The sequence below is a fragment of the Stenotrophomonas sp. YJH_SMC_33 genome (genome assembly GCF_059372295.1).
Genome location: NZ_JCAFVJ010000002.1, coordinates 180,014 through 198,179, shown reverse-complemented (window position 1 = coordinate 198,179; position 18,166 = coordinate 180,014). Strand labels below are relative to the sequence as shown.

The following is an 18,166-nucleotide window of genomic DNA, read 5'->3' as shown; positions in this document are numbered from 1 at the left end:
GGACGGCAAAAAACCGATGGTAGGCCCGCATGGCCGGGGCTGCCAAGGCCATCGGTCATGGCTGCAGGCGGGCAATCGCCATAAACAGCAAACCCCGCCGAAGCGGGGTTTGCGGTACTGCCGGCCGCTGGCCGGCAACCAGGGGTATCACGGGATTCCGGGATTGCCGGCCAGCGGTCGGCACTACCCGTCCCTTACGCCTTGGCGTACTTGCCGGTGCGGTAGATCAGCCAGCCGACCAGGAACAGCACGGCCAGGCCGATCCACTGTGCGCCCGGCAGGTGGAACGGCACTGCCAGCACATCGGCGCGGCTGCTGACCACGATCGGAATCGCGATGGCGATGCCCATCAGTGCCTCACCGGTGATCAGGCCGGCGGCAAACAGCACGCCCGGCTTGTGCACGCGGTCGGCGCCTTCTTCGTCATCGGCGCGCACCCTGTGGAAGCGCTCGACCAGATGGGCGATCAGGCCGCCGAGGAAGATCGGCACCATCAGTTCCAGCGGCAGGTAGATGCCGATGGCGGCGGCCAGCACCGGCACGCGGAAGCGCGCGTTGCGGGACTTCAGCCAGCTGTCGAAGGCGATGATGGCAGCGCCGACCACAGCACCGATGCCGATGAAGGTCCACGGCAGTTCACCACCGAACAGGCCCTTGGCCACCGAGGCCATCAGGTTGGCCTGCGGCGCAGCCAGCGCGTTCGGGTGCAGCTCGGACTTCACGCCGATGCCGTAGGCAGTGGCCAGCAGGTTCAGTACCGGGGCCATGATCAGCGCGCACGAGAACGCACCGATGCCCAGCATCAGCTGCTGCTTCCACGGGGTGGCACCGACGATGTAACCGGCCTTGAGGTCCTGCAGGTTGTCACCACCGACCGCAGCGGCACAGCACACCACCGCACCGATCATGATCGCGGCCACCGCGCCCAGCGGCGCCCCGCCGGCACCGACCGGCTTGAGGCCGTCAGCGCCCAGCAGCACGACCAGCACGGCCGAGGCGAACAGGATGGTGGAGATGGTGATGCCCGAGACCGGGTTGTTGGACGAACCGATCAGGCCGGCCAGGTAGGCCGAGACCGACACGAACAGGAAGCCGGCGACGATCATGATGAGGGTCATCGGGATCGACACGTGCCACTGGCCGACGATGGCCTGGTACAGGGCCAGCAGCGGCAGCACGAACGCCACCAGGGCAACCAGCATCCACTTCATCGGCAGGTCGCGCTCGGTATGCGCCAGCACCGGGCCACCGCTCTTGCGGGCGGCGGCAAAGCCGCTCTTGACGCCGTTGAGCAGCGACTTGCGCAGCGAGATCAGGGTCCAGATGCCACCGATCAGCATCGCGCCGACACCCAGGTAGCGCATCTTCGCGCCCCAGATGGCGAACGCCGCCTCGGTGGACGAAGCCGCGGCAACCGACGCGGCCAGCGCCGGATCGGTGTTCATGAAGAACGCCTGGTAGATCGGGATGGCGATGTGCCAGGTCAGGATCGAACCGGACACCACCACGATGCCGACGTTGAGGCCGACGATGTAGCCCACGCCCAGCAACGCCGGTGACAGGTTGGTACCGATGAAGGCGGTGACCTTGGAGCTGCCGACATAGGCCGAGGTGGCCCAGGCATCTGGAATCAGGCGCATCCCGCTTTCCGCGGCCAGCTTGACGAAGGCGCCGATCACCGCCGACAGGCCGAGGATCTTCAGGCCCGGGCCCGGGTTCTCGCCGGCCTTGAGCACTTCGGCCGCCGCCTTGCCTTCCGGGAACGGCAGCGGGTCTTCGACGATCATCGAACGGCGCAGCGGCACCGAGAACAGCACGCCCAGCAGGCCGCCGAGGCCGGCGATGCCCAGCACCCACCAGTACTTGAAGTCCGGCCAGTAGCCCATGATCACCAGCGCGGGGATGGTGAAGATCACGCCGGCGGCGATCGACGAACCGGCCGACGCGCCGGTCTGCACGATGTTGTTTTCAAGGATGGAGCCACCGCCCAGCAGGCGCAGCACGCCCATGGAAATCACCGCGGCGGGAATGGCGGTGGCGATGGTCAGGCCTGCGAACAGGCCGAGGTAGGCGTTTGCGGCCGACAGCACCACCGCCAGCACGATGGCCAGGGCCACTGCGCGGAAGGTGAGCTGCTTGGGCGCAGCGTCGTGGTTCATGGAAGCCCCTGCTGGCAAAAAATCCCTGCCACGCTAGCGTTCAGGGGGCGGCAAGTCCAGTGCGGTTGGTACCGGCTGGCAAGCCCTCGCCCAGCGCTGCGCCCTAGCAGGCCCCTGGCCCCTTCAGATGTGTCGTGTTTGACCAAGTTGTGCACAGGGCACCGGTGCGTCGGAGCGGGGGGTCCCTTGACCCCAATCCCCCGACGCCCCCGGCCCATCGGGCGATGCGCGCCAGGCGAGGGGGTTTGCGACCCAGCACCTGCTTGAGTCGATTCCCGGAATCCAACACCGTGCACTGCCACCAACACAACGTCGGCAAGGAGACCGCATGGCAGACGCACCATTGATCACGATGATGCGTGCCCTCCTCGTTGCAGCGGGCGCGATGCTGTGCCTGCTGCTGGGTATAGGCAACGTCAACGCCTACAGCGGGTTCGGCACCGCGGTGATCGAGGATCGGGAAGGAATACCTTGTTTCGGCCTGCCGCCGCGGGCACTGGAATGGGTCCGATCGCCCCGTATCCTGCAAGCGGTGATCGTGTATCACCACGACACGGTGAAGGCATGGTCGTTCATGTACGACCTGACTCCCGTAGAGCCTTTGGCACCGGGCCAGTGCATCGTCTACGGCGATCTGCCAGCCTCGGCCACGCTGCGCACTTCTCCACAGCCATTGATTCCTGCAACCTTGTACGAGGTCTACCTCAACGCTCCCACCAATGGCCCAATCAGGGGCTACACGGCGAAGTTCTGCCTGAAAGCTGCGCCTGACGGATCGACTCGGGTGATCCCCATCAGGTACGACAAGCGGACGGGTTGGAGCGCAGCTGTCTGCCAACCCTGACGGGCTACGCAGCAGAACGTTATGTTATATCCTGTCACGCCGGTCGAACATCCCACGTGGCCTCTTCCCCCTCCCTCCGCCTTGCCTCCATCGACCAGCTGCGCGGCACCGTGATGCTGTTGATGTTGCTCGACCACGTGCGCGAGACCTTCTTCCTGCAGCACCAGGTAAGCGACCCGATGGACGCGGCGACGGTCTCCCCTGCGCTGTTCACCTGCCGTCTGCTGGCGCACCTGTGTGCGCCCGTGTTCGTCCTGTTGACCGGCCTGTCGGCCTGGCTGTACGGCCAGCGCCAGGCGGATCCGCGCCGGGCCACCGCAGCCTTCCTGCTCAAGCGCGGGCTGTTTCTGGTCGTGCTGGAACTGACCCTGGTGAACTTCGCCTGGACCTTCCAGCTGCCGCCGGACACGCTGTACCTGCAGGTGATCTGGGCGATCGGGCTGAGCATGATCGCGCTGGCCGGGCTGCTTTGGCTGCCACGCCCGGCCCTGCTGGTGCTGGCAATCGCGGTGGTGGCCGGGCACAACCTGTTCGACGGCTTACGGGTGCAAGGCAATGGCCTGCTGGCGGTGCTGTGGAAAGTGCTGCACCAGCGCGACTGGATCGAGGCCGGTGCGCTGCGCCTGCGCACGTCCTATCCGCTGCTGCCGTGGATCGGGGTGATCGCACTGGGCTACCTGATGGGGCCGTGGTTCGGTCGCGAGCGCGCGCCAGAGCAGCGCCAGCGCTGGCTGCTGTGGGCAGGCATCGGCGCGCTGGCCCTGTTCGCACTGCTGCGGTTCGCCAACCAGTACGGGGATGCACCGTGGCAGTACCAGACCACCACGCTGCGCACCTGGCTGAGCATCCTCAACATCACCAAGTACCCGCCGTCATTGCAGTTCCTGCTGCTGACCCTGGGCGTGGGCCTGCTGTTGCTGCGCCTGTACGAATGGCCGCCCCTGGCGCTTGCGCTGCGCCCGCTGGCCGATATCGGCGCCGCGCCGATGTTCTTCTACCTGCTGCACCTGTATGTGCTGAAGGGGCTGTACCTGGCCGCGCTGGCGATCTGGGGACCGACGCACGGTGACCTGTACGCACTGGATTCGGTGACCGGCCTGCTGCTGGTGGCCTGTGCGCTGGCGGTGGTGCTGTACCCGCCGACGCGGGCCTTCGCGCGGTTCAAAGCGCGAAGGCGCGATCTGCCGTGGTTGCGATACCTGTGATCGCCCAGACCAGTCCGGCAATCCACGCATGGCGTGGATCCACTGAAAGCGGATCGGGCCACAGGCCTATAATTCCGCGATGAATTCCACCGCTATCGCTTCCGACGATTTCCTGGGCCACCCCAAGGGCGTCTACGTCTGCTTCTTCACTGAAATGTGGGAGCGCTTCTCCTTCTACGGCATGAAGGCGCTGCTGCTGCTGTACCTGACCAAATACCACCTGTTCGGCGACAAGGCCGGCCTGGACCTGCTCGGCGCCTACGGCGGCCTGGTGTACTGCATCCCGGTGTTCGGCGGCATGCTGGCCGACCGCTGGCTGGGCATGCGCCGGGCGGTGCTGTTCGGCGGCATCCTGCTGGTGCTCGGCCACCTCGGCATGGCCTTCGAGGGCCATGCAGCCTACCGGGTGAACGGCGAAGTGGTGCGCGACACCTCGGCACTGGCGGTGACCTACCTGTCGCTGGCGCTGATCATCATGGGCGTCGGCTTCCTCAAGCCGAACATCTCCACCATCGTCGGCAAGCTGTACGCCAAGGACGATCCGCGCCGCGATTCGGGCTTCTCGCTGTTCTACGCCGGCATCAACCTCGGTGCGCTGTTCTCATCGCTGGTGTGCGGCTTCCTTGGTGAGGCCTACGGCTGGAAGTATGGATTCGGTGCGGCCGGCGTCGGCATGCTGGCCGGCCTGGCAATGTTCCTGTGGGGCCAGAAATACCTGCAGGGCCACGCCGAACCGCCGCAGCCGGCAGCGCTGAAACAGAAGGTGCTGGGCCTGCCGCGCGAATGGCTGATCTACCTGTGCGCGATGCTCGGTGTGCTGCCGGTCGCCTGGCTGATGTGGGCCGCCGGCAATGGCGCGTTCGCGCTGGGCGGTGAAATCAGCCTGGCGCTGATGCTGATGCTGGTGGTGCTGGGCGGCGTGCTGGTCTGGTTCGCCTGGTTCACCGGCACGAAATGCACGCCGGTGCAGCGTCAGCAGATGATCGCGCTGATGGTGCTGATCTTCATGGCGCTGGTGTTCTTCACGATGTACGAGCAGTCCTACGGCTCGTGGGTGACCTTCACCGACCGCCTGCTGACCAAGGACATCGTGCCCTCGCTGGTGATCACCGGCGGCACGCCGCTGCCGTGGTCGATTCTCTCGCTGCTGCTGGCACCGCTCGGCTTCGTGGTCAGCGCGCGCCTGTCGGAACGGCGCCCGGGCTCGGCTGCGCCGCGCACGTTCTTCGCCGCCATCGTCGTGCTGATGCTGGTGCTGCTGGTGCGCGACTGCCTGGTGATCCCGCAGACCGCAGGCTCGCTGACCTACCTGGGTGGCCTGTTCCTGGTGCTGCTGGCACCGGCCTTCGCCGCACTGTGGACGTGGATGGACCGCCGCGGCTGGGAACCGGGCAAGCCGGTCAAATCGGCCTGGGGTCTGGTGATCGGCGCGCTGTCGTTCGTGCCGCTGGCACTGGCCGCACAGCAGGTCGGCGCTACCGGCGAGATGGCCAGTGTGTGGTGGCTGGTGCTGGCCTACTTCCTGCTGGCCAGTGGCGAGATGTGCCTGTCGCCGGTCGGCCTGTCGGCGGTCACCCAGTTGGCCGTGCCGCGGGTGATGAGCCTGATGATGGGCACCTGGTTCCTCGCCACCGCCTTCTCGGAGACGCTGGCCGCGCTGTTCGGCAAGCTGGCCGCGATCGAGGTGCCGGAAGGCGAATCGCTGGACATGGTGGCCGCCGCCGGCGCCTATGCGCACCTGTTCTGGCTGCTGATGTGGATCGGCTTGGGCTGTGCGCTGGCCGCCTTCATTGCCGCGCCGCTGCTGAAGAAGATGATGCACGGGGTCAAGTAAGCCCGGTGCAGGCGAAATCCGGGGCGGCGGATCGATCATCCGCCGCTCCCGGCGTGCTCAGGGCGCGCTGCTCTTTTCCGCAGGCGCGGCCTGCGCGGCCACCTGTCCCCCCAGGCTGCGCGAGAGGAAGGCCAGCAACCTGCTGTAGTACGTGCGTTGGTTGGCAGGCGAATAGAAGCCATGCCCTTCGTTCCTTACGTACAGGGTTTCCACCGGCGAACCCGCCTTCTTCAATGCCGCTTCCATGCGTTCGCTGTGCACGATCGGCGCACGCTGGTCCTGGCCACCTGCGGCCAGGAATACCGGTACCCGTACCTGCGCAGCCAGATTCACCGGGGAACGCTCTGCCAGATCCTTGGGCGATCCCAGCCAGTTGCGCAGGTAGGCCAGGCCTGACTCATCACTCTGGATATCTCCGCGGGCGTACATCAACGGCAGATCGTAGATGCCGACGTAGCCGGCCGCGCACTGGTAGAGGCCTGGTTCGCGCACCGCCCCCATCATCGCCGCATAGGCACCGTAACTGGCCCCGTAGATGCAGATGCGGTTCTTGTCGGCCACGCCCTGGTCGATCGCCCACCGCGTGGCATCGGTGACGTCATCCTGCATCGACAGCCCCCATTGCTTGCGCGCAGCCTGCATGTGGGCCCGGCCATAGCCGGAAGATCCGCGGAAATTCACCTGCAACACCGCATAGCCTGCCGCCGCCAGCATCTGTGCCTCGGTGTCGTAGGTGCCGTCGTCGGCAACGCCGATCGGGCCCCCGTGCGGCACCACTACCATCGGCAGCGCACCGGCCTCGTGGCCATGCGGGACGGTAAGGAAACCATGCAGCGGACGCCCGTCACGCGCCTTCAGGCTGATCGGACGCACCTGCGCGGCCAGCGCAGGGTCGATCCAGTCGCTGCGGCTGATCAGGTGCCGAGCACTCTTGGCCACCGTGTCATAGAGATAGAAATCGCCTGGGTTGCTGCCTGACCAGGTTTCCACCAGCACCGTCCTGCCATCGCGCGTGCTGGAGGTGATGTAGACCGCTCCGCCCAGGCCCGCTTCGAGGCTGCGGTAAAGGCGGGCTTCGTCCGAGGCATCATCGAAGAATGCCGTTCGCGGTGCACTGCCAAGGAACAGCGCCCCGACCGGTACGCGGCTGCCGGGGCGCCGGATGATGCGCGCAGGGTCGGCCGTCCCATCGCGCAGCACGGTGCGTCGCTCATTGCTGTGCGGATCCCAGCTCACAATGGCGTCAGGCCCGTCTGCCTGCTCGACCTGCAGGTACGCCAGGCGACCATCGGCCGAAAAGCCGAGCGGCAGCTCGATGCGCTTGCTCAGGGATTCATCGTTGAGCAGGAGCCAGTCGCTGTTGCTGCCCGTGCGGTAATAGAGCTTCTGCGTGCCGTCGGTAACGACAGCGCGCGCGAACCGCACTTCGCCCTGCTCATCGGTCGTGAAGTCCGCATCGGGAATGGGAGCCCGTGCCACCGCATTGCGGCGACCGGTGATCACGTCCATGCGCTCGACCTGTGCATGCGAACTGCCGACCAGCGGGATTACCGTCACCAGTGCGTTGCGGTCGTCGTCCTTGAGTTCATCACTGAGGTACGCGGCCACCAGGCCCGCCGGCTTGACCTTGATGTTGGTACCCAGGCTCTGGTCGGCAACCCGGTAACCCACCAGCAGCTCGCCGCCCTTGCCATTGGCATTGATGCCGAACAATTCGCCAGTCGGCGTCGGCCGCTCCAGCACCCCGAACTTCTGTGCCATGCCGACCAGAAGCCGCTCGTTGCTGACCCAGTCGAAGGTGTGGGCGTGATCGTTGCGGGGCGGGCGGAAGCTGCCCACCATCTTCATGTCGGCAATGCGGTAGATCGCCAATGCGGTCCCGGCCTCCAGCGGAACCGTCGCGGCGATGTACTCGCCCCCCGGTGAAATCTTGATGTCGGTAAACGACTCCTGCCGCAGATAGCGATCCAGGTCCAGCGTCGCCGCCGATGCTCCGCCCACAACCGCTCCCAGCAGTACAGCAAGCACAATCCTGCGCATCCTTCCCCCATGGAAAACCGGACACCCTGTCCGGATGCACGATTCTAGGCACGTGACCGTTTGCCGCGCCACATCGGCAGAAAAAACGACGGCACCGTTGCCGGTGCCGTCGTTACCACTACCTTGGAGAGAGAGTCAGGACGTGGGTTCGGGGGGCATGCGCCGGGTCAGTGGACCCCGCGCACCGCCAACGTTAGGGCCAGGATGCTGAGGATCACGGCGATGGTGCCGTCAAGCACACGCCAGGTGCTGGGCTTGGTGAACAGCGGCGCCAGCAGGCGTGCGCCCAGTCCCTGCGCGGTCAGCCAAAGGCAGCTGGCGGTCACCACGCCGGCGGCGAAGGCCATGCGGGCGTTGCCGAAGTTCTCGGCGATCGAGCCGATCACCATCATGTCCAGCCAGAAGTGCGGGTTGATCAGCGAAAAGCCGACTGCGGCCATCAGCACCGCGCGGCGGCTGCCGTCATCGCTGTCAGCCTCACCCATGCCGCCGCCACCGGCGATCGCACGGCGTGCCGACTTCATCGCGTACCAGGCCAGGAATGCCACGCCGGTCCACAGCACGGCGCTGGTCAGCCACGGCAGCGCCGAGGTGAGCGTGCGCAGGCCGGCAACGCTGGCGAAAATGAAGATCGCATCGATGGCCGCACAGGTGGCAACCACCGGCACGATGTGCTTGCGCAGGATGCCCTGGCGCAGAATGAAGGCGCTCTGGGCGCCGACCACGGCGAACAGGCCGATGCCGGTAGCTGCACCAGAGAACCAGGCACCGAGGCCGGTGCTGGCGGAGATGACCGAGAACATGGGATTCACTGCCTTAACTTGCTTGGGGGGACGGTGCCTCGCGAAGGCGGACAGCACCGGAACGGGCGCCATTGTCGCGCCGCAACATGAAAAAGACGAGCTAAACTTCCTAAACCAACATTAGCGGAGCTTAATTCGATGCGTATCGATCATGCCCAGCTGCGCGCCTTGGCCGCGGTGATCCGCGAAGGCAGCTTCGACCGCGCCGCACAGTCGCTGAATGTCACGCCCTCGGCCATCTCGCAGCGGGTCAAGGCACTGGAGGACCGGATCGGCCGCCTGCTGGTCAAGCGCGGCACGCCTGCCACCGCCACCGCCGAGGGGCAGCTGCTCGTTCAGCTGGCCGAGCAGACCGCCCTGCTCGAACACGATGCGCTGCACCGGATGGGCCTGGCCGATGAGGATCTGCCCCAGGCCAGCATCCCGGTGGCGGTGAACCACGACAGCCTGGAAACCTGGTTTCCGCAGGCCGCCTACCAGTTCGCGCAGACCACCGGCACCACCCTGGACCTGCGTGTGGAAGACCAGGACCACACCGTGGAGCTGCTGCGCCAGGGCACGGTGCTGGGCGCAGTGACCACGCTGGACGAGCCGGTGCAGGGCTGCCAGATCCATGCGCTGGGCAGCATCCGCTACGCAGCGACGTGCACCCCCGAATTTCGCGAACGCCACTTCGCCAAGGGCGTGACCGCGCAGGCGCTGGCACAGGCACCGGTGCTGGTATTCAACCGCAAGGACGACATGCAGTCGCGCTTCGCCCGGCGCATGGCCGGCGACGACCTGCCCAGCACTGCACCGACCTGGTGGATTCCGTCCACGCGCGCCTTCGTGCAGGCCAACCTCGGCGGACTGGGCTGGACCATGAACCCGCTGCCACTGGTCAAGCGGCACCTGGACGCCGGCCGCCTGGTCTACGTGCGCCAGCGCGCGTGGGAAGACGTGCCGCTGTACTGGCAGCACTGGAAGGGCGACGTGCAGACCATGGCCCTGCTCACCCGCGCGGTACTGGATGCCTCCTCGGCGCTGATCCGGCGCAAGCGCTGAGTTGGCTTCTCAGGGGGTGTAGATCTTGGTTGACAGGCGCTTTCGGCTCACGGGGTCAAAATGCGAGACGATCGCGACACCAGATAGCGCACTTGCCAGCCGACAGGTGCACTTTTTTTACGTAGGCTGGAAGGCTTGTCATCTGTGAGTCAAACCGAATGGAACTTCCTGACGAAATCTATGAGCAGGTCACTGACCTCTCAGAGCAGGGAAACGTCCTCATGGATGCCGATGACCATGCTGGTGCGACTCGGTGCTGGCTGCAGGCTTTAGAAGCGTTGCCAGCTCCTGCCAAGGATTGGGAGGCCTACACTTGGCTCTGTGCTTCACTTGGAGACGCGAGCTTTCTTTCCGGTGACGTAGTGGCCGCCCTGAAGTACTTCATGGATGCATTGAATGGTCCGGACGGGCGTGCCAATCCCTTCATTCTGTATCGCGCTGGCCAATGCAACGAACTTCTGGGGCAGCGGGATCGGGCCCTTGAATACCTGCTCAGGGCGTATGCACTGGACGGCGAGGACATATTCGACGCTGACGATGAAGGCGGGAAGTATATTGCCCTGCTGCGACAGCAGGGCCTTACTTCGCCCTGATACCACCAAGCCGGCCAAGCGCTGAGAATACCGCGCCTGGTCGCCAGGACGTGGCCAGTCCTCAGCCATGGACGAATCAGGGCGAGAGCGACTTAATCCCCTCCGTCCCTTTTTTCTCCGCTCTTCTGTGCGTGACCGGGGTCCGTTCAGGGGCGCCCGGTTGTGCCAGCATCGCAGCACCCGACACGGAGCGCCGCGATGCAGACCGATCCGCTGTTCCTGCACATCCGGGTGGTGATGGGCATCATCCTCGGCCTGTCGATCACCACCGTGCTCAAGGGCCTGGCGCAGATCATCGAGCATCCGCAGCGCCGCGGCTGCTCGGCCCTGCACCTGGGCTGGGTGGCGTGGACGCTGATATCGCTGGTGACCTTCTGGTGGTGGGAGTTCCGCCTCATCGAGGTGCACCGCTGGACGTTTGAAACCTACCTGTTCGTGATTGTGTACTGCGCGACCTGGTTCCTGCTGTGCGCGCTGCTGTTTCCCGACGACCTGCGTGAATACGGCAGCTACGGGAACTATCTCATGCAGCGTCGGCGCTGGATCTTCAGCGTGGTGGCTGCACTGACCCTGCTCGACCTGGTCGATACCGCCATCAAGGGCAGCAGCCGCTGGAAGCTGCTGGGAGCCGCGTACCCGTTGCATGCCGTGTTGATGCTGGCGGTGGCGGTGCTCGGCTGGCGACTGCGCAGCCAACGCACACAGCTGCGCCTGGTGCTGGCAACGCTGGCTTACCAGATCGGCTACTTCGCCGTGGAGTACTTCACCGTCGGCAGTGACTGACCGGGGTGCAAGCACCTGCTGAAAGCCTTTCACTGCCACGCCGCCGGGCGACATCTGCATCAGCGGCACCGATCCCCCTATCCCCTGCTGCTGCGGGGCCTCCATCCAATCTCCATCAACCCTACACATCGATTCCATGCGCCATGCAGATACTGAGCGGCCGATCACCGCAAGGATGCCCTGCATGCCTGTATTCGTCCGCGACGCCCGCCCCGAAGATGCCGCCGCCTGCATCGACCTGCGCGGGCGCACCCGCGAGAACGCCTTCAGCGCGGCCCAGCTTGCGGAACGGGGCATCACGGTGGACAGCTGGGCGGCCGGCATCGCCCAGGGCGATTCGATCGGCCGCATCGCCTGGGACGGCGAGCGCATGGCCGGCTACTGCTTCGCCGACCGTGACAGCGGCGAGGTGCTGGTGCTGGCCCTGCTGCCGGACTACGAGGGCCGCGGCATTGGCCGCCAGCTGCTGCAGAACGTGGTCAGCCTGACCCGCGATGCCGGCCACCAGCGGCTGTTCCTGGCCTGCTCCGCCGACCCGCGTTCGCGCTCGCATGGCTTCTACCGCCGCCTGGGCTGGCGCCCGACCGGCGGGGTCGATGAGGCCGGCGACGAGATCCTTGAGCTGGTCTGATCCCACCGTTGCCGGGCGTCGCCTGCCGTCCATGTGACAGCGCCGCGAAACGTCGGATGCTGCGTTGCATCAAAAAAGGACCGGATCCGGTTAGAATCGCGGATGGATGCTGCAAGGCGTTGTTTCTTCACGCCCTTTCCCTGCCCCACGCGCATCCTGACCCCTTCCCCTCCGCCAACGATCCCGCCCCCATGAAGAAATTTGGCAAGGCTCTTCTCGCCCTGCTCGTGCTGCTGTTGCTGGCCACCGCGCTGTTCCTGTACTGGCCGCTGACCCAGCGCTCGGTGCCCGCCGCCAGCAACGACAAGCCCGTCGATGTTGTGCTGGTCGGCGCCGGCATCATGAGCATCACCCTGGCCACCTACCTGCAGGAACTGCAGCCGGACTGGAACATCCAGGTCTACGAACGCCTCGATGGCGTCGCCGGTGAAAGCTCCGATGGCTGGAACAACGCCGGCACCGGCCATTCGGCCTTCGCCGAACTGAACTACACCCCGGAGCTGCCCGATGGCAGCATCGAGACCAAGCGCGCGGTCGGCATCGCCGAGTCGTTCGAAGTCTCGCGCCAGTTCTGGTCGCACCAGGTGAAGGAAGGCCGGCTGAACCAGCCCAGCGACTTCATCAACCCGACGCCGCACATGAGCTTCGTCTGGGGCGATGACAACATCGCCTACCTGCACAAGCGCCAGCAGGCCCTGGTCAAGAATCCGCTGTTCTACGGCATGCAGTACTCCGAGGATCCGGCGCAGATCAAACAGTGGGCCCCGCTGCTGATGGAAGGCCGTGACCCGAAGCAGAAGGTTGCCGCGACCTGGATGCCGCTGGGCACCGACGTCAATTTCGGCGTGATCACCCGCCAGCTGACCGCCGGCCTGCAGCGCAGCCCGAACTTCAGCCTGCACCTGAACCATGAAGTGACCGCGCTGCGGCAGAACGCCGACAAGAGCTGGAACGTGACGGTGAAGGATCTCAAGGCCGGCACCGAGACCACCACCCACGCCCGGTTCGTGTTCATCGGCGCCGGTGGCGCCGCGCTCAAGCTGCTGCAGATGTCCGGCATTCCGGAATCGAAGGACTATGCCGGCTTCCCGGTCGGTGGCCAGTTCCTCGCCTTCCAGGGCCAGGACGTGACCTCGCGCCATGGGGTGAAGGCCTACGGCATGGCCGAGACCGGTTCGCCGCCGATGTCGGTGCCGCACCTGGATGCACGCAAGCTGGACGGCAAGCCGGTGGTCCTGTTCGGGCCGTTCGCGCTGTACAGCACCAAGTTCCTCAAGCACGGCTCGTGGTGGGACCTGTATTCCTCGGTCACCCACAACAACGTCGGCCCGATGCTGGAAGTGGGCAAGGACAACCTGGACCTGGTGCAGTACCTGATGGGCCAGGCACGCCTGAACGATGCCGACCGCCAGGCCGAGCTGGTCAAGTACTTCCCCAGTGCCAAGCCGGGTGACTGGAAGCTGATCACCGCCGGCCAGCGCGTGCAGATCATCAAGCGCGATCCGCTGAAGGGCGCGGTGCTGCAGTTCGGTACCGAGATCGTGACCGACAAGGACCACACCATTGCGGCCCTGCTCGGCGCCTCGCCGGGTGCATCGACCTCGCCGCCGATCATGCTGGACCTGATGGCCAAGGCCTTCCCGGAGCAGATGAAGGCCGGCTGGGAAACCCGCCTGCGCGAGATCGTGCCGTCGTATGGGCGCAAGCTCAACGACAGCCCGGCGCTGGTCAACGAGATCCGTACGCTGACCAGCCAGACCCTGCACCTGCCGTATCTGGAGGTGCCGGTGAATGCGAACGCGGCATCGCCCGCTGCGGCCACGGTGCCTGCGCAGGCCAAGGAAAAGCGCAACGCCAATGAGGAACTGCAGGCGCTGTAAGCCCGCACGTTCCTTTCGATGCAGACGGACGGCCACCTTCGGGTGGCCGTTCGCTTTTGGGCGGCTCCCTGCTGTGGAGCCGAGCCCAAGCTCGGCTCCAGCAAAAAGCAGCCGAGCATGGGCTCGGCTCTACAGAAGGCGATGCCTGGTGCCGGAAAGCCGATGCACGATGACACGAATTGTAATGTTGTTAAGAATTATTTACATTTGCGCCCTGCACAGTGACCGCGCCCTCCCAGATGGACCTGATGTGCCCGAAGCCGCCGCCCCGGGTACTGGACGACTGTCGCCACCCTTCCCGCTTCCAAGCCTCGAGCCCACCATGTCCTTGACCCTGCGTAACCGCCTGCCCCGCCGCGCGCTGCTGCCGGCTGCCCTGCTTTCGTCGTTGACCCTGCTGGCGGCGCCCAGCGCGTTTGCTGTCGCCGACGGCTCAGCCGATGCCAAGACCCTGGACCGGGTCAGCGTGCGAGCCGAGCAGTCCGCTCCGCCGGCCAGCACCACGCGCCTGCCGATCACCCTGCAGGAAACCCCGCAGTCGGCCACTGCGATCAGCCTGCAGCGCCTGCAGGACGAATCGCTGTTCAGCATCAATGACGTGATGCGCAACGTGACCGGCGTCAGCGTGTCCTTCTATGACACGCAGCGCCCGCTGTACTACGCGCGCGGCTTCGCCATCACCGACTTCCAGGTCGACGGCATCCCCACTTACAGCGGGTCCACCAACCAGGAATACGACACCGCCTTCTACGACCGCATCGAAGTGATCCGCGGTGCCAACGGCCTGCTCAGTGGTGCGGGTGTGCCGTCGGCCACGGTCAATCTGCTGCGCAAGCGTCCGGGCAGGGAATTCGATGCCTCGTTCGCGGTCAGCACGGGCAGCTGGGACTATCGCCGCATGGAAGCGGACGTGACCGCGCCGCTGACCGATGACGGCCGCTTCCGCAGCCGCGTGGTCGCCGCCTATACCGATCGTGGCCTGTACTACGACCGCTACGACGAGAACAAGATGGCCGGCATGGCGGTGCTTGAAGGCGATGTCAGCGACAGCACCACGCTCACCCTCGGCTACCAGACCCAGGACAACAACCCGACCGGTTCGACCTGGGGCACCGTGCCGTTCTTCGACAGCCAGGGCAATTTCGCGCACCTGCCGCGCTCGACCAACCTGTCGCCGAAATGGAGCTACTGGAAGCGCGAGAGCAACACCGCCTTCGCCAACCTGGAACAGCGTTTCGGCGACAACTGGCTGTTGAAGATCAACACGGCCTACACCCGCGGCAACGTGCAGAACGTGCGCCTGTACGGCACCGGCAACCCGGACCCGGTGACCGGATCGGGCATCTACCTGCGTGCCGCCGCCGGTGATTCGAAAGACACCCGACGCAATGTCGATGCTTACCTGACCGGCAGCTTCCCGCTGTTCGGCCGCGACCACGACCTCACGGTCGGCGCCCAGTGGTCGGATCTGGAAGGGACCACGAACACCGTCGCGCTGAACTTCCCGGGCGACTGGGCCACCTGCGGGCGTGAGCGCTGCTACTACATCCCCAATGTGTACTCCTGGAACGGCGACATTTCCGAGGTGACCTACACCCGCACCGGCGCACGCCGTGTAGCGAAGACCACGCAGAGCGGCGTCTATCTGGCTACCCGCGTGCACCTGGCCGATCCGCTGTCGCTGATCGCCGGTGCACGCCTGAGCCGGTGGGAAACGCTCAGCCGCTCGTACAACGCTGCCGGCGCCTATACCGGCACCAGCGGTGCGTACAAGGTGAGCGATGAAGTCACTCCGTACGTGGGCCTGGTCTACGAGATCACCCCGAACGTGTCGGCCTATGCCAGCTACACCGAGATCTTCAATCCACAGAACTACAAGGACCGCAACGAGAACCTGCTGGCGCCGGTACAGGGCTCCAACCTGGAAGCGGGCATCAAGACGCAGTGGTTCGATGGCCGCCTGACCGCCAATGCGGCGGTGTTCGAGGCCAAGCAGGACAACTACGCGGTGCGCGACATGGGCGTGCCGGAGGGTTCGCTCAGCGATGGCACCTCGGCCTACATCGGCGTCAACGGCACCAAGGCGCGCGGCTGGGAGATGGACGTCAACGGCGAGATCCTGCCGGGCTGGACGGTCAATGCCGGCTACACCCACGTCAAGGTCACCCGCGCGGCCACTGACCTGCTGTACGCCAACCCGCCGAAGGATCTGTTGCAGCTCAACACCCAACTGCAGCTGCGCGGCGCACTGGAACGCCTGAGCGTTGGCGGCGGCCTGCAGTGGCAGAGCAAGGTGCAGGGCTACAACATTGCCTACCCGCTGGGCGGCACGGTCACCGTGAACCAGCCGGCCTACATGCTGGTGCAGTTCAACGCCAACTACCGCATCAGCGACAACTGGACGGCGACGCTGAGCGTGCGCAACGCGCTGGACAAGAGCTACTGGGCGAACCTGGACTACAACAACTACGGCGAGCCGCGCTTCGTGTCGGCCAGCCTGCGCTGGAAGTTCTGAGCAACCCGCGAACCGGTGGGTGCCTGGTGGGTGCCGACCGTTGGTCGGCACGCCCTCTCCGCCACGACCCACCGTCGTGGCCTACCTGAATGGGCCCGCCTCCGCGCGGGCCTTTTTTGCTGCACTGCGGGTTGCACTCCGCTCCGTAATTATGTCGTAATTATTTCAACGCCAGTCGGAAGCCCGTCGATGAACCCGAGTTGGGATACGTTGGAGCGCAGCCGCCAGGCGCGCCTGGAGCGGGCCGCGCCGTGGGCGCGCGGCCACCAGGTCGCCGCCGGGGACGTGGGTGAACTGCTGCACGCGCTGCTGGAGCCCGGCGACAAGGTCTGCCTGGAAGGCAACAACCAGAAGCAGGCCGACTTCCTGGCACAGGTGCTGGCCGGCCTCGATCCGGCACGAGTGCACGACCTGCACATGGTGCAGTCGGTGCTGTCACTGCCCTCGCATCTGGATGTGTTCGAGCGCGGCATCGCCTCCCGGCTCGACTTCTCCTTCTCCGGCCCCCAGTCGGTGCGGCTGGCCAACCTGGTCGCCGAGGGACGCATCCAGATCGGTGCCATCCACACCTACCTGGAACTGTTCGGCCGCTACTTCATCGACCTGACCCCACGGGTGGCGCTGGTCACCGCGCAGGCCGCCGACCGCCACGGCAACCTCTACACTGGCCCGAACACCGAAGACACGCCGGTGATCGTCGAAGCCACTGCGTTCCGGGGCGGGATCGTCATCGCCCAGGTCAACGAGATCGTCGACAGCCTCCCCCGCGTCGATATTCCTGCGGACTGGGTCAACTTCGTGGTGCAGGCGCCGAAGCCGAACCATATCGAGCCGCTGTTCACCCGCGACCCTGCGCAGATCTCCGAGATCCAGGTGCTGATGGCAATGATGGCCATCAAGGGCATCTACGCCGCGTACGGCGTGAATCGTTTGAATCACGGCATCGGCTTCGATACCGCCGCCATCGAACTGCTGCTCCCCACCTATGCCGAATCGCTCGGGCTGAAGGGAAAGATCTGCCAGCACTGGGCACTGAACCCGCACCCGGCACTGATTCCGGCGATCGAATCGGGCTTCGTAAAGTCGGTGCATTCGTTCGGTTCGGAACTGGGCATGGAGAAATACATTGCCGCGCGCGGCGATGTGTTTTTCACCGGAGCCGACGGCTCGATGCGTTCCAACCGCGCGTTCTCGCAGACCGCAGGCCTGTATGCCTGCGACATGTTCATCGGTTCCACCCTGCAGATCGACCTGCAGGGCAACAGTTCCACTGCCACCCGCGACCGTATCGCCGGCTTCGGTGGCGCACCGAACATGGGCTCGGACGCACGTGGCCGCCGCCACGCCAGCGAGGCCTGGATCAAGGCCGGCCAGCAGGCCGCACGTCCGGGCGAGATGCCACGCGGGCGCAAGCTGGTGGTGCAGATGGTGGAAACCTTCCGCGAGCACATGGCCCCGGCCTTCGTCGAGCGCCTCGATGCCTGGGACCTGGCCGAGCGCGCACAGATGCCTTTGCCGCCGGTGATGATCTACGGCGATGACGTCAGCCATGTGCTGACCGAGGAAGGCATCGCCAACCTGCTGCTGTGCCGCACGCCGGAGGAACGCGAACAGGCGATCCGCGGCGTATCCGGCTACACCGCCGTCGGTCTTGGCCGCGACCGCGCGATGGTGGAGAACCTGCGCGACCGCGGCGTGATCCGTCGCCCGGACGACCTGGGTATTTCGCCCCGCGACGCCAGCCGCGATCTGCTGGCCGCACGCTCGGTGAAGGACCTGGTGCGCTGGTCCGGTGGCCTCTACGACCCGCCCAAGCGCTTCCGCAACTGGTAAGG

13 protein-coding genes are annotated in these 18,166 nt (G+C 65.7%); 10 read left to right on the top strand and 3 right to left on the bottom strand.

Going from position 1 to position 18,166, the window contains the following annotated elements; all coding sequences use genetic code 11:
- Nucleotides 1–194 precede the first annotated feature (194 nt).
- Entirely contained in the window at nucleotides 195–2,159 is a 1,965-nt protein-coding gene (locus AC5P9W_RS04750) for an OPT family oligopeptide transporter (RefSeq protein WP_495218915.1), read from the bottom strand.
- 328 nt (nucleotides 2,160–2,487) lie between these two features.
- Here AC5P9W_RS04750 and AC5P9W_RS04745 point away from each other — a divergent pair, with 328 nt between their 5' ends.
- From AC5P9W_RS04745 to AC5P9W_RS04735, 3 genes are all read left to right on the top strand, one after another.
- Nucleotides 2,488–3,003: a hypothetical protein gene (locus AC5P9W_RS04745; RefSeq protein WP_021203104.1), complete on the top strand. Its 516-nt coding sequence runs from the start codon at nucleotides 2,488–2,490 to the stop codon at nucleotides 3,001–3,003.
- Between the two features lie 56 nt (nucleotides 3,004–3,059).
- The gene (locus tag AC5P9W_RS04740; RefSeq protein ID WP_021203103.1) at nucleotides 3,060–4,208 is read left to right on the top strand and encodes an acetyltransferase domain-containing protein; all 1,149 of its coding nucleotides are present in this window, start codon (nucleotides 3,060–3,062) and stop codon (nucleotides 4,206–4,208) included.
- A gap of 79 nt (nucleotides 4,209–4,287) precedes the next feature.
- Nucleotides 4,288–6,042: a peptide MFS transporter gene (locus AC5P9W_RS04735; RefSeq protein ID WP_111098264.1), complete on the top strand. Its 1,755-nt coding sequence runs from the start codon at nucleotides 4,288–4,290 to the stop codon at nucleotides 6,040–6,042.
- 57 nt (nucleotides 6,043–6,099) lie between these two features.
- Here AC5P9W_RS04735 and AC5P9W_RS04730 read toward each other — a convergent pair whose 3' ends face one another.
- Nucleotides 6,100–8,082 (bottom strand): alpha/beta hydrolase family protein, encoded by a 1,983-nt coding sequence (locus AC5P9W_RS04730; protein WP_021203101.1) that lies wholly within the window; start codon nucleotides 8,080–8,082, stop codon nucleotides 6,100–6,102.
- 167 nt (nucleotides 8,083–8,249) lie between these two features.
- The gene (locus tag AC5P9W_RS04725) at nucleotides 8,250–8,885 is read right to left on the bottom strand and encodes a LysE/ArgO family amino acid transporter (protein ID WP_019659326.1); all 636 of its coding nucleotides are present in this window, start codon (nucleotides 8,883–8,885) and stop codon (nucleotides 8,250–8,252) included.
- Between the two features lie 138 nt (nucleotides 8,886–9,023).
- Here AC5P9W_RS04725 and AC5P9W_RS04720 point away from each other — a divergent pair, with 138 nt between their 5' ends.
- From AC5P9W_RS04720 to mdcA, 7 genes are all read left to right on the top strand, one after another.
- Nucleotides 9,024–9,929, top strand: coding sequence for a LysR family transcriptional regulator ArgP (locus AC5P9W_RS04720; RefSeq protein WP_019659327.1), 906 nt, complete (start codon nucleotides 9,024–9,026; stop codon nucleotides 9,927–9,929).
- 158 nt (nucleotides 9,930–10,087) lie between these two features.
- The gene (locus AC5P9W_RS04715; RefSeq protein ID WP_111098263.1) at nucleotides 10,088–10,522 is read left to right on the top strand and encodes a tetratricopeptide repeat protein; all 435 of its coding nucleotides are present in this window, start codon (nucleotides 10,088–10,090) and stop codon (nucleotides 10,520–10,522) included.
- 198 nt (nucleotides 10,523–10,720) lie between these two features.
- Complete coding sequence (locus tag AC5P9W_RS04710) at nucleotides 10,721–11,305, top strand: hypothetical protein (RefSeq protein WP_021203099.1); 585 nt, start codon at nucleotides 10,721–10,723, stop codon at nucleotides 11,303–11,305.
- Between the two features lie 184 nt (nucleotides 11,306–11,489).
- Complete coding sequence (locus tag AC5P9W_RS04705) at nucleotides 11,490–11,936, top strand: GNAT family N-acetyltransferase (protein WP_021203098.1); 447 nt, start codon at nucleotides 11,490–11,492, stop codon at nucleotides 11,934–11,936.
- A gap of 191 nt (nucleotides 11,937–12,127) precedes the next feature.
- The gene (gene mqo, locus AC5P9W_RS04700; protein WP_495218913.1) at nucleotides 12,128–13,816 is read left to right on the top strand and encodes a malate dehydrogenase (quinone); all 1,689 of its coding nucleotides are present in this window, start codon (nucleotides 12,128–12,130) and stop codon (nucleotides 13,814–13,816) included.
- A 322-nt stretch (nucleotides 13,817–14,138) separates the two neighbouring features.
- The gene (locus tag AC5P9W_RS04695; RefSeq protein ID WP_206621299.1) at nucleotides 14,139–16,331 is read left to right on the top strand and encodes a TonB-dependent siderophore receptor; all 2,193 of its coding nucleotides are present in this window, start codon (nucleotides 14,139–14,141) and stop codon (nucleotides 16,329–16,331) included.
- A gap of 189 nt (nucleotides 16,332–16,520) precedes the next feature.
- Complete coding sequence (gene mdcA / locus AC5P9W_RS04690) at nucleotides 16,521–18,164, top strand: malonate decarboxylase subunit alpha (RefSeq protein WP_021203095.1); 1,644 nt, start codon at nucleotides 16,521–16,523, stop codon at nucleotides 18,162–18,164.
- The last annotated feature ends 2 nt before the right edge of the window (nucleotides 18,165–18,166 follow it).